The sequence below is a fragment of the Chroococcidiopsis thermalis PCC 7203 genome (genome assembly GCF_000317125.1).
GTDB lineage: Bacteria > Cyanobacteriota > Cyanobacteriia > Cyanobacteriales > Chroococcidiopsidaceae > Chroococcidiopsis > Chroococcidiopsis thermalis.
Map to the genome: position 1 here is coordinate 1,840,968 of NC_019695.1, position 23,816 is coordinate 1,864,783.

Below are 23,816 nucleotides of genomic sequence, written 5' to 3' on the forward strand. Positions count from 1 at the left end.
GGCTATAGCTTTAATACAGAAACGGAACTAATTTCCAAGTTTTGTCTGCATATATCTTGTATTCTTCTCCAAAACTTGCTTCTAGCATCTTCTCTTCTACACCAATTCGGTAAGCTCGGGACGTAATTCCGATAACTACAATAGCTATCAACACAACCCAATTCGTAACGGCTAATCCCGCGCCTATCTCCATCAGTAATGTTCCAAGATATCCAGGATGGCGAATAACGTTGTACGGAGCTTGATTTACAATTTTCTGCCCTTCGATAACCTGTAATGTCCTTGTATAAAACTCACCCAGCGTTTTAGCAGCCCAATATCGCATTGCTAATCCACCAAGCATCAGTGTTAATCCCAGCCAGCCAACATTTGCATGGCTCCAGTATCCGACTTCATAAGTATTTAAGATAGGCGCAGTAATGACCAGCAAAATACCGATCGTGCCACTGCTCCACAGCACTTGAGAACTGCCTGCATCAGCTAGTCCTGGTTTGAGCTTGAGTGCCTGTTCACCTTTTCTCAACGAACGCTCCATCACAAAGTAGCAAGCAATCAAGAGGTATGCCGAGACAGTTGTAATTGTCATACTGACTTTTCTAAATACAGAAATAAATCATCTAGAACTACTATATTTTCCTGGCGTAACTCCGACGCTTAAGATGCAGAAAATCAAGTAATTATTAAAAGCTCGATTGTGTCTTCTCGATCGCCTGCGAATCAATTTCGATCGCGCTCAGATGTAGGTGGAGATGGTGCAGAACGACCCAGAATTAGCGGAATACTCATAGTTCCCAGAGCCATCATAATGACTGCCAAAAGCCAAATTACTAAACGGTTGGGGCGATAGTTACCGCTTTCAATTTGCCCAAAAACTCGGTTATATCGCCAAGCTGCTAAGGCAATCGTGAAGATACCAACTATAACTAGGCTAACCCCCAAATTCTCGGAGCTAACTAAATTGCGATCGGCAACCGTAGGTTGTTGAGTCACGGCTGTTTGAAGTTGGCGCAGAAATAGACCGAATCGAGCGATCGCAAACCCAAAACCAATTAAAGCGATCGCAGTCCGCAACCAAGCTAAGAAAGTCCGCTCGTTGGCTTGATGTTCCCGTTGGCGATCGATTTCCGATTTTCTGTTCGTGCTATTTTTCATTCAGATTCCCAATTGAAGGGGAGTTGGGGAATCGACTGCGTAACTTCTGACCGAGATATATTTAACACTGCTTTTCTCTTGCGACCAAATCGGCAACTGATTCACCTTTTGTAGCGTTAAATCTACATATTTCATGCCTTTCTCGCCAACTATCTCCATACCAAAATAGCCTTCTGCACCATCATGTTCGTGCGGTCCGCTCGAATGTACCGTATAACGACCCTGCCTGACAGCCTGATTAAACGGCGAACCTACCGTTCCAATCCAGCGAGAGGGAAAAATAATTCTGCCAATATCCTCTACCCAGTCTCGTTGACCTTGTAAATGATAAATCTGGTCAGCCGTGTTAAAACCATCTGTGCCACCAAACACACCTCCAATCGAGACAACTGCAATTTGAGTGTTTGGCAGCCATCGAGCGAGATATGGAGTTGCGGCAAGGGCAACTTGAGCGCCACCACTCGTCCCCATCAATAGAATCTTAATTGGTTGCTGAGAGGTTTGGGATAAGGGGTGAGCTGCTTGCATCCGGTCAACGATCGCGTTAGCAATCCCCAAGTTATAGACTTTTCCATAGCGATCGTCGGCAGAAATCGCAAAACGCCAGAGGTTGCGAATTTTTATTAATACATCCGCCACACCATACCAACCTTTAGCCTCGTCTGCAAAACGCCACAAGGGAGCTAAAAAGCGCTCTCCCCCCAAACTTTCATTTGCGGCTGAATAGGGAAAGACATCGCGTACGGTAACGCAGTTAGGATGCGCTTGTTCGAGACGGTTGAGAAAGACTTCTTCCCCAGGTAATAGCTGGTTAGCAGAAAAATCTCCCACACCTGTTAAAAAGACAATGTAACAATTTATATTTGCCGACTGCGCCTGAGAATTTGAACTGCCACTCAATCGCAATTGCTTATCTGGCTTTGGTTTTAGCCCCAAACTCTCCACTTCTTGAGATAGCCACCAAACCAAAGTTCCCACGGGTGAGAACATGCCCCAAATCAAAAGTATAATTCCCGCTAGAACTAGCAGTCTTAAGCTTCCGCTCCGCAGCCAATTGACAAACCTCACCATAAGATCGATTGGAATTGGTAATTGGTAGTTGGTAGTTGGTAGTTGGTAGTTGCGAATGACCATTAACCATTCACTACTCACTTTTCAAGGAATTTAAAGTGCGCGATCGAAATAGCAATCTTTGGAGTTTACTACGGGAAGCACTAACTTTAGACCCTAATTTTTACGAACATATTCCGATCAACGCGAAAAACCGCCGCTTCGCCCAAATAGTGGTTGTTCTTGCAGCCATCTCCTACTCGCTTGGTAGTGCTGTGATTTTTTTAATCAACCGAATTCCCCTACCGTTGTTAATTTTGAGGCTCTTGGGCAGTGGGATCGGTGTCGTCATCGGCTACTACTTTTGGACTTTGACGATTTGGAAAATTGGTGACTGGTTTAAACCAAATCACGTAACTTATCGAGCGCTGATGATTCCTCTAGGCTTGGCTTACGCCCCCCAAGCTCTCAACTTTTTAACCCTGATTCCTCTATTGGGTCAACCAATTGAGCGAATTCTAGCCGTGTGGAGTTTGCTAGCGGCAATTGTAGCAGTCCGCCAAGGTCTAGATATTTCCCCTGGTTGGGCGATCGCAATCTGTTTAATCGGTTGGATACCGCTTCAAATGACAATCGGTCTAGTCAGAGCGATCGCTTGAGAAGTCAAAAGTCAAAAGTTAAAAGTCAAAAATTAGGAGTCAGGAGTCAGGAGTAATTCTCCCTCAGCTGGGCGACTCTCTCTTCCCCGGCTCCCGGCTCCCGGCTCCCGGCTCACTGTTCCTGGGTTTTTTCCTGTCGTTCGTCTGAGATTGCTTGTTTAATTTCTGGGCTGTCGAGTAACTCTTTTGCCATATCCATGAACTTGAGACTGTCTGGGTGGATTGACTGTCGCCGCAAAATGGGAATTTCCTCATTAGAAGCATCGTTGTTTGCTGGACGGTCTGCATCTGAGTACATAATTCCTAACTTGAACTCGCCTTTTCAAAAATTGTATCGAGTTTGTCTCTATATTGCGATCGCAATTGAAGTAGAACACTGCGATCGCAATTGAAGTAGAACACTGCGATCGCAATTTCGATAGAAAGCCATAAAGCTTACGCCTGCACCCGAAAATCGTGGATCGACCACCAAGCTTTTTTCTCTTGTTTGTTGACAACGCGAATATAGCGACCTCTCACAGGAGAATTTAAGCCGATCCTCGTCACGGGAGAACCTAGACCTTGATATACTGGTTTGCCAAATTGGTTGGGATTGTTACCTACATAAACCTCAAATCTTGTCAAGTAATCGTCTCCTGAAGATCCTGCATTCATGACGATCTCTCTAACTGTTTGGGGCGATCGCATATCGACTTGAAACCAATCGCCATTTGCGATCGCATCTCCACTGGTATAGCGCGTATCTGAATTGCGATCGATTGCCATATCTGGCGCTTCTCGATCCCAAGTACCTTTGCGGCTGGCTGAGGCTTGCCAGTTACGCGAATTTAATTCATTTTTGCCCACAACCGTTCTTTCAGTTCCAGCACGATAAACTAAAAATTCGGCAAACGACCAATCGGGCTTTGACTTTTTCGCAAATCTTTGAGGGACAATTCTGATATACCTAGCTTTTTGCGTCGGAAAAGACACTTGCATTCGTGCCATTGCATTTCCTTTGACACTGGCAACCAACTTTCCTTTTGACTTTGCCGTATTAGAGACATAGACCTGATAGTCTCGTAAAAAACTACTAGCGGCTTTGCGAGAATCCATCACGATTCTATTGAACGACTGCGACGAACCCAGATCGACAGCAAACCAATTACTAGAACTTGCATTGGCGATCGCAAATTGCGTCCGAAAGTCATTGTCAATTGCAGCTGCGGCATTTCCTCCCGAACTACTTGCTTTCCAAGCAAAACGATTCAGTTCAATTCCTCGTTTCGGTTCGGAGAGATTATGGGAATCGTCCCACACTTGTTCGCCCAACCAAGTTAAATTCGTCGGGCGACTGCCATTTGTTTTATTAACACTATCGCCACTCGCCCCACCCGTATCGGACGTTGCTAGTGCGTTCCAATCCCATGCCCAATAATGCCATACGAGTCTGCCAATGCCACGCTTTTTTGCCACTGCCAAAGATATACGGGCGGCTTCCGTCACGTCTAAATCTGCTTGTGAATTGCCTGTAGTGGCAGCATACTCGCCAATAATCATTGCCAATCCTTTTTTCTGGACGCGATCGACAAAATTATCGAGTTTATTTAAATTCCAATTCCAATTAACATAAGTATGCAGGCTAAAGACAACTCTTCTTCTCGGATCGGTTTTTAAAAGTTGTTGTCCGTAAGTTAAAAACGCACTGGTAGAGTCTTTAATAAAGTTAGCTTTGGTCGTGCCGTTGCCGTCTTCAGAACCAAAGTTGTAACCATCAACTACAATAATATTATTTGCACCTGCTTTGCGTATATCTTGGATTAGCAGTTTGTGCATGTCATACCAATATTTTTCGACTTTATTTGTTCCCCCTGGTTCGTTCATAATGTTGAACCAGACATAGGGATTATTTTTATAACGAGTGGCAATTTTGCGCCAAAAATTACGTAAATCTTGTAAGGATGGATTGGAATCTTCAGTATAAAAACTACCTGAATGGTCGTGACATTCAAGCATAATTACTGTTCTGGGATTACTGCCAGCATAGGCTTTGACGTATTTATCTATTAGCTTATCGGTGACAAACCAATTCGGATCGCTACCTGGTTTCAGTACTAATGATAGTCTGACGGTATTAAACTTCCAGATATTTTTGATATATTTCACATCTTTGGCACTCGATTGATCTGTCCAAATGCCAATATTTGCTCCTTTCATTACAAACGGCTGTCCGTTAGGAGCAAAAATTTTCGTACCTCTAACAGTAAATTCTTTTGCACTTGCTGCTGGAGAAAATCCAATAAAAACTATGCAGAGGAACGCCAAAACCGATATAAGTGTAAAAGAAATTTTTCTCATGGCGTTACCTATCCTCTGGAAAAGCGCTCGCGCAAAGACACGAAGGCGCTAAGGCTAATCTTTTGCGTCTTTGCGGCTTTGCGCGAGATTAACAAACAGTTGCCATTCTAGCGCTGCCTAGCCAGAGGTGACGATGATTTCAGCACAACTCGTTCGCCATAATTTAACAGCCTTTCAAGAGTAGTCAGGCGGTTTGACCACACGTTGACTTGGTAAGAATTTTCTAACGCTTGCGATCGCATCCAATTTTTAAACTGAGTCTGGAAGCTATTTAAAGCTGTTCTAGCTGCTGCTAAGTTACTGACAGAAGGAGTTTGAGCTAAGCGATCCAAAGCAGTCTCTAAGTTTTGCGATCGAGTATTAAACTCACTCAGTGCCGTCCCCTTCAACCAAAGCCGCTCGTTTGCCAGCAAGAATTGCCACTCTTGGCGCAAATTAACATAACGCGCCGCTGCTGTGTGGAAAGGCTGACGATAAGGGACTGGTGCAGTCACTTTGACTTTTGTGCCTTGGGTGTTGTGAAAAACTTGCTGGAGTTCATCGTTGAGGTTTTCAACAGCAAAAAGGGCGTAGCCGCTCCCGGGTAAGTCTCTAACGAGCTGAATTTGGTCGAATGCACCCATAGTTGGTAAGTTCAGCAAGCGAATTCCTGGCAACAGCAAAGCCGAACCGAGTTTGCTAGAGGTAATCCAGGGTTGGGCGAGGCGCTGAAAACGGTAGGAATCTAGAGCATAAGTCATCGGCACGATCAAATCTACATCGCCGCGATTTGCCCAGACTTCCCAGTGTTGCTGTAACTTATGGGTGCGATCGTGTTCTGATAGAGGAAAGACAGCCACAGACATCACCAAGTTAGGGCGCTTTTGCTTCAAGTAGCGGGAAGCTTGAGCGACAAAACCATCGATTTGTTGCGTGCGAAACTGCGTCCACCTTTGCCATAAATCGCGATCGCTTGGTTTAATTGTCGTTGGGTCTACGCCCGTCAGTTGTTGAAACTGCTGCCTGGCGGCAATTCCGTAACCATAAGTCCGGTCGGCGCTGGGGTCTTGGAAAGGATAGCGGATGTAGTCTAGTTGCAAACCATCCACGTTGTAGCGGCTGACAATTTCTTCGTAAAGCCGTAATAAATATTGTCTGGCGGCGGGGTTGGCTGGGTCTAAAAATGGCTTACCTTGACCGGGCGGAAATAAACTCCCGCGATTATCGTAACTCGCCCACTCGGGATGAGCGGCAATGACGGGTCCTGGATAATCTGCGGGTAAATTTATCAGCGTATTATGACGCTTGTTGCCTACGGCAAAAGTCCACACCCAGGCATGTAACTCCATATTGCGATCGTGGGCTAACTTCACCGCTGATGCCAACGGGTCCCAGCCTCTAACTAGTGGGTTGGGTTGAGGTGCAACTTGACTGGGATAGATCGGATAGCCAGCATTAACGGTTTCAAAAAAGATTGTATTGATACCAGCAGCGGCGAGACGGTCAAAAATCTTTGCCAATCCTTGCTCCGAACCCGCACGAATAATACTACCTCGGTCTAGCCACATCGCCCGAATTTCTGGTTGAGCCGCGTACTGTTCGACGGGGTAGTTTTGCCATAGTAGTGCTTGTGCTTTGTGCCATTGCTGACGCGCCCCCGCAAAGTCCTTTTGGGCGATCGCCTGGGGTAAAGTTTTGGCAATTGCTTTCGCCTCTGCCACTGCCCTAGCTGCCGATTCTGGTAACGTACCCACAAAGGAGCCAGTTGTCGCTACAGCGGTTGTTTCAGAGTTAGTTAGCTGTGCCGTTGCATTATCATTCATGCTGCTACTAAAAGCACGAGCTGCTAACTGAGCGCTTTCAAATCTGCCAATCAGATTATCTAACTCTTGTTTAAGCGCAAATGCCTGTACCCCATCTAAACCTGGTGGGGCAATTCGTTCGATCGCCTCATCTGCTGGTAGTTTGTTGTTGGTAATTGGTGATTGGTGATTGGTAATTGGTAATTGGTGATTGGTAATTGGTGAATTCTTCTCTGTCCCTCTGCTCCCTTGTCCCCCTTGTCCCCCTTGTCCCCCTTGTCCCCCTTGCTCCCTGCTCCCTGCCACCGCACTACTACAATTCTGCGGCGCTACCGTAGCCGACTCAGGCAAGGAAATATACTGACTTAAAGACGCTCTCAACCAAGCGCGATCGAAGTCTCCTGGTGATACGTGACTCGAACCCCAACGCCAACCTAAAACCGTGGCGCGATCGCTTTTGACGACTGCGGCTTGATTTATTTGTGACTGCCAAATCGCGATCGGTCTACTATTCACACCAGTAGGAATTACAACTCCTCCCTGCACCAAACCATCATTTCCGGCTGGCTCCAGCCAATCTTTACTATTACCCTGTAAGGTTTGTAAGTTATTGGGAGCATCTAGAGGAAATCCCCAGTACGCGCCTAAAAGCGAACTCAAGAGCTGGCGTACCCCCGGCTGACTCGTACTTCCAACAGCACCACTGGCTATGACTTTACCACCTCGGCTCATCCATGCTTCTAAGGCAAGTGCTTGGTTAAAGTCAATATTCTCTACGTTAGGTAGAAAGATAACAGAGCGATCGCTCAAATCGCTGGCATTTTTGACAGCAGCTAAATCGACGACGCAATAATTGACTCCTGCTGCTTGCAAGCGCGCAGAAATATCCATCCACTGAGCTGCATTATCATCGCTTTTAACTACAGCTAAAACTGCGGGTTCTTCTGCGGCTGTAGCAGGTAAATAGAAGGCAAGAGGCAAAAGTAGAGACGTTACTAGCGTCTCTATTAAAAAATTCACAGACCTAGCCCTTACCAGGGTTGGTAAGAAAGCAAAAATATCAAAATTTTTAGACATTACTTAATACAAGTATCGATGAGTTCCTCAACTCCCCTGACTGGGAGAATTGGGATATTTAATTTATGAGATAACTCTTCTATTGTCATATCATCCAAAAAACAGTTTTCGCCATACTTCAGCATCACGGCAGGCAGTATGACCGCGTTACCTAAGTCTTTACCACATAACCCTTCTAATAAATCTTGTCCTGTGAGTAATCCGGTGACAGAAATTTTTTGTCCCCAATAGTGACTACACAGAGCTACCATATCTATCCGCAGCCCATTTACTTGATTTAACTGTTGTAAAATTGGTTGAAACGCTTTTTCTACGGCATTACCAACAACCCAGATAAATCGGCGTGATGGCTCGACTTGCAGCGGAAGATGTTTGGCTGCACTAGCAAAATGTTTTAAAAATAGGCGAATTGAACCCACACCGTTATCGATTTGAGGATAATCTTCATAATGAGATTGCGGTGGTAAATCCTCCCCTGCAACCAAAAACCACTCGTCTGCTAACCAGGCAAAGTTAGTGCCTAACTGCTGGCGAAATTTCTGCTGCAAGGCTTTGACTTGGGCTATGACTTCGGCTGCTTTTTCTGGAGTCACTGGAATTAACTCATCTTCATCTGGACGAAACCGTGTCAAGCCTACTGGTACGACAGCAACAGAAGTAACTGCTGGTACTTCCCCAGGATCGCCAAGATAAAATTTTGCTAAATCGAGCAACGTTCTTTCCAGATGTATGCCATCGTTAATCCCAGGACAAACAACAACTTGAGCGTGAATTTGCAGTCTTCGTTCTCGAAACCATTCAATCTGCTCTAAAATTTGAGCGGCTCTAGGATTTTTTAGCAGCCGCACCCTAACTTCAGGTTCGGTAGCGTGAACTGAGACATACAAAGGAGACAGGCGCATTTGTTCGATTCGCTGCCATTCCTTTTGGGTGAGGTTTGTCAGTGTCAGGTATGAGCCGTAAAGAAAGCTAAGGCGATAGTCATCATCCTTTAGGTATAAACTCTGTCGCTTACCTGGAGGTTGCTGGTCGATAAAACAGAACGGACAGCGATTGTTACACTGAATTAACCCATCGAACAGGGCTGTCTCAAACTCTAGTCCTAAATCTTCGTCGTAGTCTTTCTCAATTTCAACCGTATGAGTTTTACCTGCTGCATCTAAGACATCCAGTTGCAGCACTTCATCAGCACACAAAAACTGATAATCGATTAAGTCACGCGGACGAGTATCGTTGATGGATACGATCGCATCTCCTGGTTCAAAGCCAATCTCAGCAGCGATGGAATCTGGTAAAACCTTGGAAATGCGGGCAGGACGAATAGTGATGTCACTCATGACTAGCGAGAGGGCGATCGCCGTTTGGCTATTAGCTACTCTAAAATTGTCGCTTATATGAGGGAGCAGGGGAGAAGAGAGCTGAGGGAGCCCAGGGAGCTGAGGGAGCCCAGGGAGCTGAGGGAGCAAGAACCATCAACCATCAACCATCAACCAACAACTAAACATTAGATAACACTCCAAATCCGATCGCAGCTAGAATCGCTGCACCAAAGATGAGTCGATACCAAACAAAGATCCAGGTATCCTGAGTTTGGAGAAAACGTAACAACCAAGCGATCGCGAAGTAGGAAAAAATGGCAGATGAAACGACTGCGACAATCAAGTTTAGAATTCCCGCGTTCTCTAGTCCGGCTTCTAAAGCATCTTTCAATTCGACCAGACCTGAGATTGCAATGGCAGGAATACTAAGTAAAAATGAAAATCTAGCGGCTTTGGCTCGCTCTAATCCCAGAAATAGTCCGGCTGTCAGTGTAGAACCAGAACGAGATACGCCTGGAAATAAGGCAAGTGTCTGAGCCAGCCCCATTAATATGCCATCTTTAACTGTAGGTTCGTTAAATTTGCGCTTGCGCTTGCCAAAAATCTCTGCCAGCCCTAACAAACAAGCCATGACGATTGAATACACCGCGATCGCTGCTAAGCTGCGTAAGGGCGATTTGTCATAGCCAGGATAAAAGATTTTGATTAGCAAACCAAAAAATACGATGGGAATCGTACCTAAGACAATACCTAATGCCGTGCCAAATTCTCTGGAATCATAATCTGAGTTAGCGATCGCCTTAGCGGTTCCGGTGACGATTTGCGCTAAGTCTTTCCAGAAGTACCATAGCACTGCGGCAAGACTACCGAGTTGAATCACGGCAGTATAAGCAACGCCAGGATCTCCCCATCCCAGTACGACTGGCACAACTTTCAAATGCGCCGTACTGCTGATTGGTAAAAACTCTGTCAACCCTTGGATGATTCCTAAACCGAAGGATTGCCACAAATTCATTCCAGATCCCTCTACGGCTATATTGGGCTGCACGCCGAGAACCTTAATAGGTACAGCAATTACTGCTGCACAAGCAGCTACACCTACCATCAGAAGTTTAAGCATTTGACGTTTTAATAAAGCCATAGAAATTTAAGGGCTAAGGGGTAGGAGGACAAGGTAGACAAGGGAGACAAGGGGGAACAAGGAAGCAATTCTAGTTCCACCAGCCACCAGCCACTAGTCGCTGTCAACCGTTAACTGTCAACCAACAAACTATACTTTTTCTCGCTACAGCATACCCGCAAACCGCAAATGAGGGGAGGGGTAACTAGAACTTAGAGCGATCGCGTTCACGCTAAATCCAAGATGGTATTTTAACTTGCGATTTACTCAAAATCAGAGCAAAAAATCAAGTTGTGAATTTTCTCCGACTTTTGGGAGTACTCTAAATACAACTATTTCTCAGTAAGTTATTGCAGGTGCTTGGGTTATTGCCGGTTTGCTCTCCTGACTCGTCAAATTCCTAAAACTATTTCTCACTTATATACTTATATAGCGAGTCTAAACAAGTTATGAACAAAATTGGAGATAAGTAGGTAGAATGAAGCTCTAGATGTCAGAGGCTGATGAAAACTAGCGTGAATCCGACTTCTCTAACCAAAACACAACAAATTCAACTCTTAAAAGATTTCATTCAAAGTCACCCAAATGAAAAAGAGATGAGAAGAGCTTTAGCTGTGAAGCTAGCTATGGAAGGTTATGTATATCGACAAATTAGCCAAATCTTAGAAGTTTCTGTAGGATTTATTAGCAAATGGAAACAAGCTTTCGAGTCTGGTGGATTAGCTGCGTTAAGGTCTTCGTATCAAGGAGGAAAAGGTTACTTAACTCAAATTGAAAGGCAAGCGGTAATTCAGTGGCTGGTCGAACAAAAAACTTGGGATATTTCAGACTTAGAGGTGTATCTAATCGAGCAGTACGATATAGTTTTTCAATCGCGACAAAGTTATTATCAACTGTTGAAAGAAGCGCGAATTACGTGGCAAAAAGGAGAACAAACCAGTCCACGTCAAGACCCAGAAGCGATCTCAAAAAAAACCGAGAAATTGCCGAGTTACTAGAGAAGTATCGACCCCAGATTGAAGCTGAAGAGCTAGTTGTGTATATCATAGATGAATGTCATCTTCTCTGGAACGATCTGGTTGGCTATCTTTGGAACTTTCGTAAAAAATCCTTTAAAAATCCCAATCCCTCAATCCCAAGGAACGGCAAACTTATTATGGTGCGCTAGAGCTATTTACTCAAGAGTTTTACTTTGGTTCCTGAGCCAACAGCAAATGGAGAACTAACAGTAGAATTCGTCAAAAAATACTAGGTAAACATCCACAAGCCAGAATTTTATTAATTTGGGATGGAGCCTCTTATCATCGAGGGCAAGTAATGAGGGATTTTCTCACCGAACAAAATGAAGGGCTTCTTCCTGAAAATTGGCAAATTACTTGTGTCCGATTTGCCCCTTATGCCCCTCAAGAGAATCCGGTCGAAGCTATTTGGTTACAACTGAAAACTCTCCTGAGAAGATTTTATCGTTTTGGAAAAAGTTTTAAGAGCGTCAAACGTTTATTTCAGCTTTTTGTTGACTTAAAACTCTTTAATCTTCCAAATTTTAGCAACTACGATGCTTTTTCACGATTCGCTTAGACTCGCTATATATTGATCAGCCAATTCAGAAAGAGACTATTCGCAAAATGGCTACTTACCTAAATAAAACTCAACGAACTGATACTGTTGCAGGTTCTAAAGCGGCTACTAACTTCACGTCAAATTCTGTTTCAAACAACGCCTTTTTATAATCCAAACTCCACAATTCTAAAGCACAATCATCATTAGGTTGAGACGGAGTTAGATACAAGTAAAATTCTTTTGAATCTGCATGGCGATCGCAGCGCACGCGCTTCACTGCACCAATTTGACGGCGATCTAAAGCCACGGCTAACCGGAGAAAAGCGCTTAAATGATTGATAATTTGCCGATCGCGTTTGCTGGGTAAACTGCGATAGGAATCATGCTTTTTCTTAGGGTTACTTTTCCGGTGATAGCGGGCAATATTGGCAATAATTTCAATTTCTGTTTCGGTGTATCCTAATAATTCACCGTGTCGAATCAAGTAGTATGAATGTTTATGATGGGCAGAATGACTAATAAAGTGTCCGCAATTGTGTAACATTGCCGCTGCCCACAGCAATTCTTGTTCTTCTAAACCCCATTGATGTAAAATTTCCTGGGTTTGGTTAAACAAACTCATGGCAAAAGAAGCCACGCGATCGCTATGTTCTAAATTTACTTGGTATTTCTGCGCTGTTTTAATCACGCTCCGTTGCCGGATCGAACTTTGATAGCGCAAACGATCTTCAATTAAACCGTGAGTCAGCATCCAGTCTACAATGATGCCTTCTCGCAGCGATCGCTCGCACACTACCAATGTCTCAGCTTCTAGCAGCGTCATCGCCTCTTGTAAAATTGTCGCCCCTGCTAATATAATCTCCGAACGGCGATCGTTCATCCCTGGAATTGCTGCCCGTTCGCTGTAATTTAGCTTCCGCAGGCGATCGACTAATTGCCGCAATTCCCTCAGACTAAATTCATACCCAGTCAAGGGAGACGGTACTGTACCCGTTTTTTCTCTAGCAATAATTGTTGCTACCGTTTCAATCGTGCCAGAAGTTCCCACTAAGCGGAAAATTTCCCCTGGCTGTAAGTGTGCGTGCAAGTCTTCCGCCGCACGTTCTAACATTCCCTGCACGTAGGCTTGAAGATATTGATATTCGCTGTTAGTAATCGGATCTGTAGTGACGAATTCCGAGGTAAGTCTGACAGCTCCAATTTTGTTACTACTGAGAGAACGTGGTTCGTGGCTATCTCCCAAAATGATTTCTGTTGAACCACCACCAATGTCGATAATGGCATGGGGTTGGTTGTTAAATTCCATTCCCGATAGTACGCCGAGATAAATGCGACGTGCTTCTTCATACCCAGAAATTAAGTCAACATTTAAGCCGATTTCTTCTTTGACTTGATGTAAAAACTCGCGTCCGTTGGGTGCTTCGCGGACAGCGCTCGTCGCTACAGCAATAATAGAATGAGCGTTGCAGCTCTTGGCAATGTCTTGAAAACGGCGTAACGTAGAGATCGCCCTTGCCATCACCTCTGGTTTCAATTCTCCCGTTTCTGGGTTGCGATCGCCTAACCTGACAGTTTCTTTTTCTCTAGTAATGATGGTAAAAGCTGGCAGTTTCGGCTCTATACTGACTACTACCATATGCAGAGAGTTTGTCCCCATGTCGATCGCCGCGAGGATCTGTGCTTGCTCTACAATTTGAGCGGGAATACTCTGCCAGCTAGTGAAAACAGAATCAACCATCTAGATTTACTGGTAATTAACGGCAAGGACTGAACGGCAATTATTGAGATGAAGTTATTGAGTTTTTTCTACCCAAACTTCACGCTATTCTAATTAGGGAAAAAGATACGAACCATTACATCTGCCTATAGTTACCATTTTTCCATGAATACGATCGCACCACAACAGAGTTCCGAACCAACCTGGTTGAAAATTATCCGGCTGTTACGTTGGGATAAGCCAGAAGGACGTTTAATTTTAATGATTCCCGCTCTGTGGGCGGTGTTTTTAGCAGCTAGAGCGACTCCACCCTTACTACTAGTAGGAGTCATTGTCTTAGGTACTTTTGCCACCAGTGCTGCTGGGTGTGTAGCGAACGATCTTTGGGATCGAGATATCGATCCGCAAGTGGAAAGGACTCGCAATCGTCCTCTTGCTTCCCGCGCTTTATCTATCCGAGTAGGAATTGTAGTTGGTTTAATTGCTTTAGTTTGTGCTTTTATTTTGTCTTTATATTTAAACCAATTATCCTTTTGGCTGTGTGTCGCCGCCGTACCCGTTATTTTGCTTTATCCAGGGGCAAAGCGAGTGTTCCCCGTCCCTCAGTTGGTGTTATCTATTGCCTGGGGTTTTGGCGTATTAATTAGCTGGAGTGCTGTTACGGGAAGTTTAGATAAGGCAACTTGGTTGCTATGGGGTGCAACTTTATGCTGGACGCTAGGATTTGATACAGTTTATGCCATGAGCGATCGCGAGGATGACAAGCGCATTGGCGTGAATTCCAGCGCTTTATTTTTCGGTAAATACGCCCCAGAAGCGATCGCAGTTTTCTTTGCTGGTACTGTGTTTTTACTCGGTTGGCTAGGTGTCGTCATGCACCTACGTCTAGGTTTTTGGATTACTTTAGTCTTGGCTGCATCTGGCTGGATTTGGCAGTATACTCGGTTGCGCGATCCGCAGTTACCAAATCCTGCTTACGGAGAAATGTTTCGTCAGAATGTTTGGTTGGGTTTTCTGTTATTAGGGGGAATGATTGCCGGAATTTTGATTTGATCGCCCCATGTGCAACCGCTCTACTGCCCCCTTTTTAAGGGGGTTGGGGGATCGCAGTACTACGCCACTTACGAAAGATCTCCCCTAGCCCCCCTTGAAAAAGGGAGGAACAAAAAATTATTGACTTGTGGTGAAAGTGACATCTTCATAAAGTGCTTCTAAGGTTGACTCAAAACCAATACTATCGAGCCGAAATGTTGTCTGCTGTGGCGTGTAAGACTGCAATACCCATAACCCTTGTTCGTTACGTCGGAAGCACTCAACTCGCTGCCGTTTGGTGTTAATTAATACGTATTCGCGTAGGCTTTCTAGTTCCTGATAATCAACAAATTTGTCACCGCGATCGAAGGCTTCAGTAAAATCGGACAAGACTTCGACAATCAGACTAGGAAAACACTTGTAAGTAGAGGTTTCGCGATCGCGCGGATCGCAAGTCACCATGACATCGGGATAGTAGAATCGATTCAGCGATTCAATCCGTGCTTTCATGTCAGCAATATAGACACGGCAACCGGAACCTCGAACATGGCTGCGAAGAAGCGTAGCAATGTTAAGGGCAATGGTAACGTGGGGATCGCTTGCCCCAGCCATAGCGAAGACTTGCCCATCAATGTATTCGTGCTTGATGTTGCTCGCATCCTCCAGTTGGAGGTATTCGTCGGGGGTGAGGTAGGACTGTTGAGGGGAAGCAATCATAGCTAGAATCTTAAGGATGGAATCGTGTCATTCGCAAGCAGTTTGCCTTGGTATTTTAAGATTCTACGTCAGCTTTGGAGTGCTAGGACGTGGAAATAGAATTGCTTACTTGGGTGGAGCTGTTTTGATTTAGTTATGCTGCGATCGCAATAGCTTAAATTGAAGTTAAAATATCCGCGATCGCTTTTACCGAAATAACATAAGGGGATGAATTTGTGACGCTATTTGATGAAATGTCACAGAAAAACTACAGATAAATTTTAATATCTTCATCCTGTTTTTAAAAGTGATTCAGAGATATTTAATGTATTGAATGAGCGTCTAGAATTAAGGCATCTAAATGAGTGTTGAGTATTCTTCCTAAGACACTTTATGGTAGACACCTATGATTTATTGACTCAGTGGGCATCTGAGGGTAATGAGGTCGTTGACTCTTATCTTGATTTGACATCTCAGTTTTTACTAGAAAAACCATCTATTGATCCAAGAACTCAGTGGATACTTCGCTATTTGACTGTAAGTTGCAATCAAACCACTAACAGTACATTTCTACTTATTGCCAATGCTCAACTTTGGGATGCTGAAATTCTGTTACGTTCAGTAATCGAAGGAACCATTAAGTACATTTACTTGTGTTTAGGAGATGAGAACGACTACATATCTAAGTCAGAGGAATACTTGTTACATCTCCCTAACATAGGCGAGATCAAGCACCAACAAAGAATACGCTCATTCCTCCAGAATGTAGATAATCCGACATCAGATGAATACGCAATACTTAGAGAAACCTTGATTGAAGAGGCTGAGTTAGCTGAACTTTACAATAACTATCCTCGCGAAAATAGAAAACAGCTTGAGCAGAGATGGGCGTTTAACGAAATTGCCAACATCTTAACTAGAGATGATATTGGTCTTAAAAACTTTGATGCTCTTCGATACCTATTGTCTTACACTTATGGCATTGGAAGCCATCTAGCCCACCAAGATGCTACAGGGTTAAAGCTTATCCACAATAGATTACAGAAAACTTTTGAAGATGCAAGATCAGATGAATTAGCACATGCGTCTCGCCAGATAAATGATCTGCTAATGATGGCTTTTTTTCGCTCAGCTATGACATACCATTTACATCATGCGGATATCAAGCCGATTATGAATTTATTTGAGTCTCATCAGCAGTTTATTAATACGATGGCGAAGGTGCGGAAAGATTGGTGGAAGAAATATACAGAGCAGTCGTGAACTGCTGTATGCGCTGACAATCCTATATAGCTAAGGCTTAAAGCCGTCTAACAACGCCCATGCACACCGACCGCCGAGAGTTGATTGGCTATGAGGCAGAGGTTATCTGCGGCGAGTGATGGGCACCGTTCAGCCCCAAGTCCTCGGTGGGTGGTAACAGCAACTTAAAGCTTATCTGTTAGCATCTTGAGCCAAGATAGCGGGACAATATTTTGAAGTTTATGGTAGTGTAACCGTCACTAAATATATCGAACCTGATTTTGCATCTCGTCCGAGGTAATTTGATTGAGAATGGCGAGTAATCTTTGTGCGATCTCTTGCGGAGAACGGCGAACTGCAAAAATTACTCCGTAGTGTGTCTGTCCCAAATCAAAATATTTCTGTATGAGTTCCTCAAAATCAGTTCTGTTGTGAGTAACCAGAGTTCTTGCTTGACTTATAGCATAGGCAAGCTGCTCTGCATCAGTTGCGTGAAGTTGCCCGGCATCTCGTGTAGTAATGACATCAAAGCCTCTTGCATGAAGCAAGTCAGCTACCAATACATTAACATCTTCATCCAAATACAGACAAATAAATATGCGACTCACAAATCTATAACTAATGGATCGATCAATTCGTCAGGAATGCGGTTTTTTTCAATATATTGATTAATTTCGTCTTGATGGTCGCTGTAGTAAGTTAATGCTCCAAAGATTTGCCCCAATGTTAGGTGCGGCATCCCTTTGGGAATTTCCTCTGGTGCAATACCCATGCGCCAAGTTTCAACGATTGCTCTGACGGGTGTACGAGTTCCTCGGATGATAGGTTCTCCATGTAGAATCTCATCATCTCGAACAACATAAAGATATTCCGTTGCTTGAACCATGCTAACCTCTTAAGTCGGCTATTGTTTGATTGTATCGTTTAGATCAATTGTCTCAGTGCATCAGACGGTATCACAACCCCAATGCTCGATCGCCGAAAAGTTGCCTTTCACAACCTTTTATTCTTACTTTCCTGCCAAGAACCACCCAAACCTTGTAAGACTCCCCTGCCAATTAAACCAATTGTTTTTCCTACAACTTGGGTCAAAACAAAAATCACTCCTTTACCTACAAACGATACTACTGCTTGTAGGCGAGGTGCGATCGCATCTCGTAATTCGAGAGCTAAAGTTACGATTAAAGGAATTCCTGAAAGTTGTGTTAGTTCGCGATCGCGAGGCGCGTAAATTGATATTTTGGCAATTCCACGCGGGGCTAGCAATAACAATTCATAGCGGCTTTCAAAAACCTGGCGAGGTTCTTCAAAATATGTTCTAGCCCGATATTTCCACGATAAATTATTCCTGAATCGCTCTATCTCCCTTGTGGAAATTAAACGGCGATCGTAATAACTTTGTTTGATAACTTCTAGTTCGGCAAATTGATTCAAAAGTGGCTGTACGACAGCATTTGCAACTTGAATTATCAAATTCTGTAGAATTATTTCCGCTCTTTCCTTCGCCTCCAAACTTTCAGCCGCAAAGGAAGTATTATCGATAACTAAAGGTGTAGCAAATAGTAGATAGGAAAATAAATCGCTGACGAGAGGAATTTTATCTAAAATTGCTGTTTGTACGACAATTTCAGCTTGTAACAAACTATTGACAAAATCTACAGTAATTCCCCCCACTAACAAAGTAGAGTATCTACCAAAAAAATCTATAGTTGTTGCTTGCCACAAATCTCGTAAAATAGTGGCTTGCATTACCGGAAGGCGATCGCTCTGGACTTGAGAAAAGCGTAAATCTGCTAAGATATCCTCTATTTTCTGAAGAATTAAGTGCAATAGTTCTCGTTTCTTATCTTCTCGAAAAATGTCAATTTCTAAGGGAATAGAAGTCAAATTCTCTAGACTAAATTCTAATCTTTCCCGCGTTGAAGTAAATATTGTTGTTGGTTGTTGGGGAGCCGGGAGTCGGGAGTCGGGAGTCGGGAGGAGCGAGGAGCGAGGAGCGAGGAGTAAGTTTTCTGTCTGTCTCCCTTGTCTCCCTTCGCCCCCTAATCCCCACTCCCTTCGGTCGCGGGAACCCCGACCCCCTTGTCTCCCTTGTCTCCCTTGTCCCCCCTGTCTTCCTTGTCCTTCCTCATTCCCTACCGCTAACAACCGATCGACAACCCACCGCGCTGCTAATAATTCTCGCCTTTGTCCTGCCAACATAGCGCGATCGAGTGTAGGGAGTCCAGGTTCTTGCAGCCTTGCTGTGACTTGCGCCAAATTACCGTCTATTTGTTGCAAACCCGATTGGCGCAGACGATCGCGGGTTCCGATGAAAAACCATTGGAAGGGCGGGTTTGTCTGTATTGTCGATCGGCTTCCAGACACATCTGATAAACCCACCCCTACAATTTTGGACTCCCAATAAGATCGCCCTGCTACCAATTCTCGAATTATATGAATTATTTCCTCTGCGGCAATTCCTTTATGGCAAAATCCCTCTACACCCGCTCGTCTTGCTGCGGCGAGTTGACTGGGTTCGGGGTGGCAAGTCAGTATGAGGATCGGCAGGTTGGGATATTGAGTTTTGATTTGCTGACATAGTTGCCATCCCATGACAGAGGAATCAGACAATCTCAGCTCGACGATCGCTGCATCTATTCCTATTGCTGATACATTCTGCAAGCCAGCCTGACTATCGGCTGCTTCTGCTGCTACTCGTATATGTGGATCTTGCTCTAAAACGACCCTCAAACCCGTGCGGTAGATAGAGTCTGGATCGATTATTAGTAGGTTAATAGGGCGATCGCTCATCATGCGTTATTTGGCTGCTTCCATGCAGAGCGTACCGCAAATTGTTGTTTTTTGTTACTGCCTGTAGCCGTAAAAATTAATGCTATAGTCAGTAATTTTTACACCTGTCCTGGCTTCAACCTCCCGCAGCAAGCTTTCTGGCAATTCCACCTCAACATCAAGAATTTGAGCGGTATCCAGACAGTTGATGTGGCTGTGGGAGTCGCTGATATTACCGTACAGGCGACCGTCAGCACGCTCGATGCATTCTATAATACCCTGGGATGACAGCGCTTCTAAGTTTTGGTACACCGAGGTGTGTCCGATGTCTTTACCTTGCTGGTTGAGGCGATCGTAAATTTCTCTTGCCGATAAGTGTTCTTTAGCCTGCCATAGTAACTCTAGTATAAAACGACGCTGGCGGCTGACGCGCATACCTAAGTGCTGACACCGTTCTAAAGCATCTTCTAGAGATCGAATTGGTTTTACTGCTGCCGCTTCTTGTTGCATATCCGCATCTTTGAGCTAAATTTATGTAGCTTAACTACCCATGTCAATGAGTGATGATTTTATCTTCTATTTAGTTTCAAACACTGAGTCTTCTTTGAATTTGTACTAAGAGCTTCAGGTTAATACGTTTAATCCCATACCGTTGCTAATGACGTTTCGCTTTTGTTTGTAAAATTACAACCTGCATAAAACTGTACGAGACTTAACAATTAACTGTCGAGTTCTTAGTTACTTATATGAACTCATTACAAGTTTAATCTATTTTGGATGTAAACGTCTATCTGTTATCAGTGACTAGTGGCTGGTGGCTAGTGGCTAGACAAGAATCTAGTTCCGCAGCGCCAAAGCGCCACTTCCCAACAACCAACAACCAACAACAAATGACCAATGACCCATGACACTATTTAGCAGTATTGAGTTCGTCGAGCATAGACCAGACTTGTTGCATCAGTGCGTCCAATCCTTGACGGGTGACAGCTGAGATTGTTAAGACTTGCATTCCAGTCCGATCTTCTAACTGTTGAACGATCGCCTTTACCGTGGCTTCATCTACTGCATCGACTTTATTGAGAGCTAAGATTTGAGGACGTTCTGCTAGTCCGCGATCGTAGGCAATTAATTCTTGCTGGATAATTTGGTAGTCAGACAAAGGCTGTTCGCTACTAACGTCAACTAAATGGAGTAATAACCGAGTGCGTTCGATGTGACGTAAAAATTCGTGTCCTAACCCAGCTCCTTCATGCGCTCCCTCAATTAACCCAGGAATATCAGCAAATACAGTTCCGTCACCCGTTGGCTTGCGGACGACTCCTAAATTCGGTACTAGGGTGGTGAAAGGATAGTCGGCGATTTTCGGTTTAGCAGCAGATAAAGCAGAAATGAGAGTTGATTTTCCGGCATTAGGTAGTCCAATAATGCCAACTTCTGCCAACAGTTTTAACTCTAAGCGCAATAGTTTGTGTTCTCCAGGCAATCCTGGTAGGGCATACTCTGGAGCGCGGTTGCGGTTACTTAAGAAATATTTATTACCCAGTCCTCCCTTACCACCTTCAGCCACACACAAAACTTGACCTGAAAGGACGAGATCGCCGATAATTTCTCCAGTTTCCCGATCGTAGACAACCGTACCGCAGGGAACCTCAAGATATAGGTCTTCGCCTGCGCCTCCCGTGCAGTTATTCGGTCCACCACGTTCGCCATTTTTGGCTTTAAAACTGCGGGCGTACTGAAAATCTAGCAAAGTTTGCAGATTTTCCATTGCTACTAAGAACACAGAACCGCCTTTACCACCATTTCCGCCAGCAGGTCCGCCAGCAGGTACGTACTTTTCTCGGCGGAAGGCGACGATTCCATCGCCACCTTTACCAGCTAGCACTTCAATTTCCGCGCGATCGATAAATTGCATGATTGGTTATTTGTCATTGGTCATTTGTCATTTGTCGCATCTATGACTAATGACTCTTAAATATATTCTGAAACATCTTCGCCACAGTCATCTGCCAAGTAGGACAAGGCACGGAAGCGCAAGCCTACTAGTTGTTCGTATAGTGGGTTGAGCTTGCATAAAGGGGGAATGTGGACGACTTTATGACCGAAGAGTTTGATATCTCGTTCAAAAGGACATTGGGGAGGTATCATTTTACATAAAAAATGGGCAACTTTGGGATCGTGGATTTCTAACCCATCGAGCCAGTCGCGCACGGGGTGGAGTACATCTATATGAGGATGAGAACCTAACTCATCTTGCGGGCGATCGCCGCGATCGCATAGAGTATGACGCAGGGAGACAAGTACGTTATCTTGTAGACCGAGGGCGTGGCAGAACTGATGTAACAGATCGTCTTCGGGGGTAGAGTAAGTACCATCGGCGATCGCCACCATGACAGCTGTGCGTAAAAAGTTTTCTGCCATGTTCTGGTTTTGTCCCAGCGCCGCAGCAAGTTCCTCTACTGTAATTGGTGTCATGGCACTTAGTTTGTCTGTGGGTTTTAATTCTCCTAGTGCCAGAGTCGGAATGAGTTCTCGTTCGTGTGCCTCAAAATCACCATCTGCCCAGGCTACTGCCAGTAAACCGCGCAGCCAAGCTTCAATTTGCTCTTGCGTATTTGGAGAAATTGCCAGATTTGTCATAAAGTTTCTACCTACAAATTTGCCAAAACATGCCGAAACAATATTAGCGTTAGCGAGAGCCTCGCTAGCGTAAACTAGTAAACCGAATTAATTGCCACAAGGATTGTTGCGTGACTTTATCAGAATTCGGATTGTTCTTAATTTCGATCCTAGCGAGTGTAGCTGGGCAATGGTTACTCAAAACAGGCGCATTAAAGTTAGGAAAAGTTAATGCCACTAATATGGTTAGCCATTTACTCGGAATCCTCAGCACTCCAGAACTGCTAGTAGGATTGGCTTGCTATGGCATGGGAGCATTCTTCTACATTCTGGTATTGACGAGAGTAAACCTAAGTGTTGCTGGTCCCGCTGCTTCCCTGTCCTATGTTTTCTCAGTCATATTGGGTTATTTTGTCTTTCGAGAGTCAATTCCTTTAAATCAAATCATTGCTTTAGGATTTATCGTTGCTGGAGTCATACTATTGGTATGGCGAAAGTAGAGACTGAGGGATTCGGAATTGAGAATTCAGAATTATTAACCTCTTGTCTTTCGTTTCATGTCTGCGATCGCGCATTGCTCTGCTGTACGGAAAGGTTGTAACCACACAATTCTTGGCGATCGCACGGAGAGCTGCAAAATACTCGTCCCTACAATCCTGACAACTGATAACTTCGTACAGACGTTACATGTAACGTCTGTACGCTGACAACTGAATCACCGATCTCTGCTGCCAAATTAAAACAATATAAATTTCGTTGTGCAGTTAGGCAAGAGCAACTTAATATCCTTACGGGGGGATTGTGCGTATAAATAAAATTAGGCTAAATTCGATCGCATGTTTTATTGTAGAAGTGTAGGCTAGCTAATGTTGACACAAGCTTGGAATTCAACTGCTGATAGCGCAGTCGCATTATTACTACACTATATTTTCGACCTGGGTGGTCATAATGCTCGCGAATTAGTCGAACGCTGGCTGAGGTTTTATCCGGCGAACTGGGTGCGCTTGGCAGCAATCGAAGCTCTTTACCAAGGTCGTTACAAGGCAGTCTCCGTCGAGCAAATCTTAAGTATCTGGCAGCGGCGAGGTCAGATTCAACCTCATTTCAATTGCGAGTTTGAGCGACTTGTCTGCGGCAACATTCAACCGCGCTTGAGCGCCCAGCCAAGCTACCCGCTATTACCCGAAGTTCATTATCGTCCAATCGCGATCGCACCTGTTACACCACTGAATCGTGGCGATCGCCGAACCAGTGAAGCGAGAACGGATACCACTTCTACTCAACCCAGGCAACTGAATGATGTTGCTCGTCACCTTCATAAAATTAGAGCTAACGCCAGTCATAAACGATCGGCTGCGGTTGCAGTCGTAGAGATTGCTCCTAATGCTACTCCTGCAACTGCTGAAAAACGTCAGGCATCAGATCGAGAGAGTCAGCGCGATCGTCATGAATCCGATCTAAAGCGCCATCATCCTTTACCAAGTAGTGCTTCACCTAAATCGAGCGGTAGTTTCCACCAGCCACCAATTCGTCAATTTAACCCAGGAACTACAAAAGCTTCTGATTTTTGTACTAAACTCAAAGCAATTTCTCAGTATCACTAATAGCAGGGAGCAGGGAGCAGAGAAAGAAATATGGCTCCTAAGTTCTGACTTGGAGACTTCTCTCCCCTCTTCTTTGTCT

The 23,816-nt window shown here is 44.5% G+C and carries 21 protein-coding genes and 1 pseudogene; 6 read left to right on the top strand and 16 right to left on the bottom strand.

What is annotated here, in order from left to right; genetic code table 11:
- Window positions 1-10: 10 nt before the first annotated feature.
- The 3 genes from CHRO_RS08125 to CHRO_RS08135 form a co-directional block, all read right to left on the bottom strand.
- The gene (locus CHRO_RS08125; protein WP_015153722.1) at window positions 11-586 is read right to left on the bottom strand and encodes a methyltransferase family protein; all 576 of its coding nucleotides are present in this window, start codon (window positions 584-586) and stop codon (window positions 11-13) included.
- A 131-nt stretch (window positions 587-717) separates the two neighbouring features.
- A complete protein-coding gene (locus tag CHRO_RS08130) occupies window positions 718-1,152 on the bottom strand; it encodes a YidH family protein (RefSeq protein WP_015153723.1) in 435 nt (144 codons plus the stop codon).
- On the bottom strand, window positions 1,153-2,223 hold the full coding sequence (locus CHRO_RS08135) for a hypothetical protein (RefSeq protein WP_342669332.1): 1,071 nt from the start codon (window positions 2,221-2,223) through the stop codon (window positions 1,153-1,155).
- Window positions 2,224-2,321: 98 nt separating this feature from the next.
- Here CHRO_RS08135 and CHRO_RS08140 point away from each other — a divergent pair, with 98 nt between their 5' ends.
- A complete protein-coding gene (locus CHRO_RS08140) occupies window positions 2,322-2,861 on the top strand; it encodes a YIP1 family protein (RefSeq protein WP_015153725.1) in 540 nt (179 codons plus the stop codon).
- 112 nt (window positions 2,862-2,973) lie between these two features.
- Here CHRO_RS08140 and CHRO_RS08145 read toward each other — a convergent pair whose 3' ends face one another.
- The 5 genes from CHRO_RS08145 to CHRO_RS08165 all read right to left on the bottom strand — a co-directional run bounded on the left by CHRO_RS08145 (window position 2,974) and on the right by CHRO_RS08165 (window position 10,516).
- Complete coding sequence (locus CHRO_RS08145) at window positions 2,974-3,159, bottom strand: hypothetical protein (RefSeq protein WP_015153726.1); 186 nt, start codon at window positions 3,157-3,159, stop codon at window positions 2,974-2,976.
- 137 nt (window positions 3,160-3,296) lie between these two features.
- Window positions 3,297-5,198, bottom strand: coding sequence for a cellulase family glycosylhydrolase (locus CHRO_RS08150; protein WP_015153727.1), 1,902 nt, complete (start codon window positions 5,196-5,198; stop codon window positions 3,297-3,299).
- A gap of 107 nt (window positions 5,199-5,305) precedes the next feature.
- Entirely contained in the window at window positions 5,306-8,056 is a 2,751-nt protein-coding gene (locus CHRO_RS08155) for a glycoside hydrolase family 10-like protein (RefSeq protein ID WP_015153728.1), read from the bottom strand.
- The gene (locus tag CHRO_RS08160; RefSeq protein WP_015153729.1) at window positions 8,056-9,393 is read right to left on the bottom strand and encodes a TIGR03279 family radical SAM protein; all 1,338 of its coding nucleotides are present in this window, start codon (window positions 9,391-9,393) and stop codon (window positions 8,056-8,058) included. Before CHRO_RS08160 ends, CHRO_RS08155 begins: the two co-directional genes overlap by 1 nt.
- A gap of 160 nt (window positions 9,394-9,553) precedes the next feature.
- Window positions 9,554-10,516: an undecaprenyl-diphosphate phosphatase gene (locus CHRO_RS08165; protein ID WP_015153730.1), complete on the bottom strand. Its 963-nt coding sequence runs from the start codon at window positions 10,514-10,516 to the stop codon at window positions 9,554-9,556.
- A 482-nt stretch (window positions 10,517-10,998) separates the two neighbouring features.
- Between CHRO_RS08165 and CHRO_RS31850 the strand changes: the two are divergent.
- A pseudogene (locus tag CHRO_RS31850) lies at window positions 10,999-12,073 on the top strand (IS630 family transposase).
- Window positions 12,074-12,143: 70 nt separating this feature from the next.
- Here the strand turns inward: CHRO_RS31850 and CHRO_RS08180 are convergent.
- A complete protein-coding gene (locus CHRO_RS08180) occupies window positions 12,144-13,793 on the bottom strand; it encodes a Ppx/GppA phosphatase family protein (RefSeq protein WP_015153731.1) in 1,650 nt (549 codons plus the stop codon).
- A 144-nt stretch (window positions 13,794-13,937) separates the two neighbouring features.
- Between CHRO_RS08180 and CHRO_RS08185 the strand changes: the two genes are divergently transcribed.
- Window positions 13,938-14,825, top strand: a complete 888-nt coding sequence (locus tag CHRO_RS08185) for a 4-hydroxybenzoate solanesyltransferase (protein WP_015153732.1) — start codon at window positions 13,938-13,940, stop codon at window positions 14,823-14,825.
- Window positions 14,826-14,942: 117 nt separating this feature from the next.
- Here CHRO_RS08185 and CHRO_RS08190 read toward each other — a convergent pair whose 3' ends face one another.
- Complete coding sequence (locus CHRO_RS08190) at window positions 14,943-15,521, bottom strand: Uma2 family endonuclease (protein ID WP_015153733.1); 579 nt, start codon at window positions 15,519-15,521, stop codon at window positions 14,943-14,945.
- Window positions 15,522-15,893: 372 nt separating this feature from the next.
- On the opposite strand from CHRO_RS08190, the gene CHRO_RS08195 reads away from it, so the two are divergent.
- On the top strand, window positions 15,894-16,763 hold the full coding sequence (locus CHRO_RS08195; RefSeq protein WP_015153734.1) for a DUF5677 domain-containing protein: 870 nt from the start codon (window positions 15,894-15,896) through the stop codon (window positions 16,761-16,763).
- Window positions 16,764-17,002: 239 nt separating this feature from the next.
- Here the strand turns inward: CHRO_RS08195 and CHRO_RS08200 are convergent, their stop codons facing one another.
- The 6 genes from CHRO_RS08200 to CHRO_RS34735 all read right to left on the bottom strand — a co-directional run bounded on the left by CHRO_RS08200 (window position 17,003) and on the right by CHRO_RS34735 (window position 22,154).
- A complete protein-coding gene (locus CHRO_RS08200) occupies window positions 17,003-17,350 on the bottom strand; it encodes a DUF5615 family PIN-like protein (RefSeq protein WP_015153735.1) in 348 nt (115 codons plus the stop codon).
- Entirely contained in the window at window positions 17,347-17,628 is a 282-nt protein-coding gene (locus CHRO_RS08205; protein ID WP_015153736.1) for a DUF433 domain-containing protein, read from the bottom strand. The genes CHRO_RS08200 and CHRO_RS08205 overlap by 4 nt, the downstream gene beginning before the upstream one ends.
- 107 nt (window positions 17,629-17,735) lie before the next feature.
- The gene (locus tag CHRO_RS08210) at window positions 17,736-19,538 is read right to left on the bottom strand and encodes a DUF3685 domain-containing protein (RefSeq protein WP_015153737.1); all 1,803 of its coding nucleotides are present in this window, start codon (window positions 19,536-19,538) and stop codon (window positions 17,736-17,738) included.
- 51 nt (window positions 19,539-19,589) lie between these two features.
- Window positions 19,590-20,024: a Fur family transcriptional regulator gene (locus tag CHRO_RS08215; RefSeq protein WP_015153738.1), complete on the bottom strand. Its 435-nt coding sequence runs from the start codon at window positions 20,022-20,024 to the stop codon at window positions 19,590-19,592.
- A 400-nt stretch (window positions 20,025-20,424) separates the two neighbouring features.
- Window positions 20,425-21,429, bottom strand: coding sequence for a GTPase ObgE (obgE, locus tag CHRO_RS08220; protein ID WP_015153739.1), 1,005 nt, complete (start codon window positions 21,427-21,429; stop codon window positions 20,425-20,427).
- Window positions 21,430-21,485: 56 nt separating this feature from the next.
- The gene (locus tag CHRO_RS34735; RefSeq protein ID WP_015153740.1) at window positions 21,486-22,154 is read right to left on the bottom strand and encodes a Mo-dependent nitrogenase C-terminal domain-containing protein; all 669 of its coding nucleotides are present in this window, start codon (window positions 22,152-22,154) and stop codon (window positions 21,486-21,488) included.
- 110 nt (window positions 22,155-22,264) lie between these two features.
- Here CHRO_RS34735 and CHRO_RS08230 point away from each other — a divergent pair, with 110 nt between their 5' ends.
- Complete coding sequence (locus CHRO_RS08230; protein WP_015153741.1) at window positions 22,265-22,633, top strand: EamA family transporter; 369 nt, start codon at window positions 22,265-22,267, stop codon at window positions 22,631-22,633.
- A 366-nt stretch (window positions 22,634-22,999) separates the two neighbouring features.
- Window positions 23,000-23,737 carry a hypothetical protein gene (locus tag CHRO_RS29500; protein ID WP_015153742.1) on the top strand — a complete coding sequence of 246 codons (738 nt, stop codon included), beginning with the start codon at window positions 23,000-23,002 and terminating at the stop codon, window positions 23,735-23,737.
- Window positions 23,738-23,816: the final 79 nt, after the last annotated feature.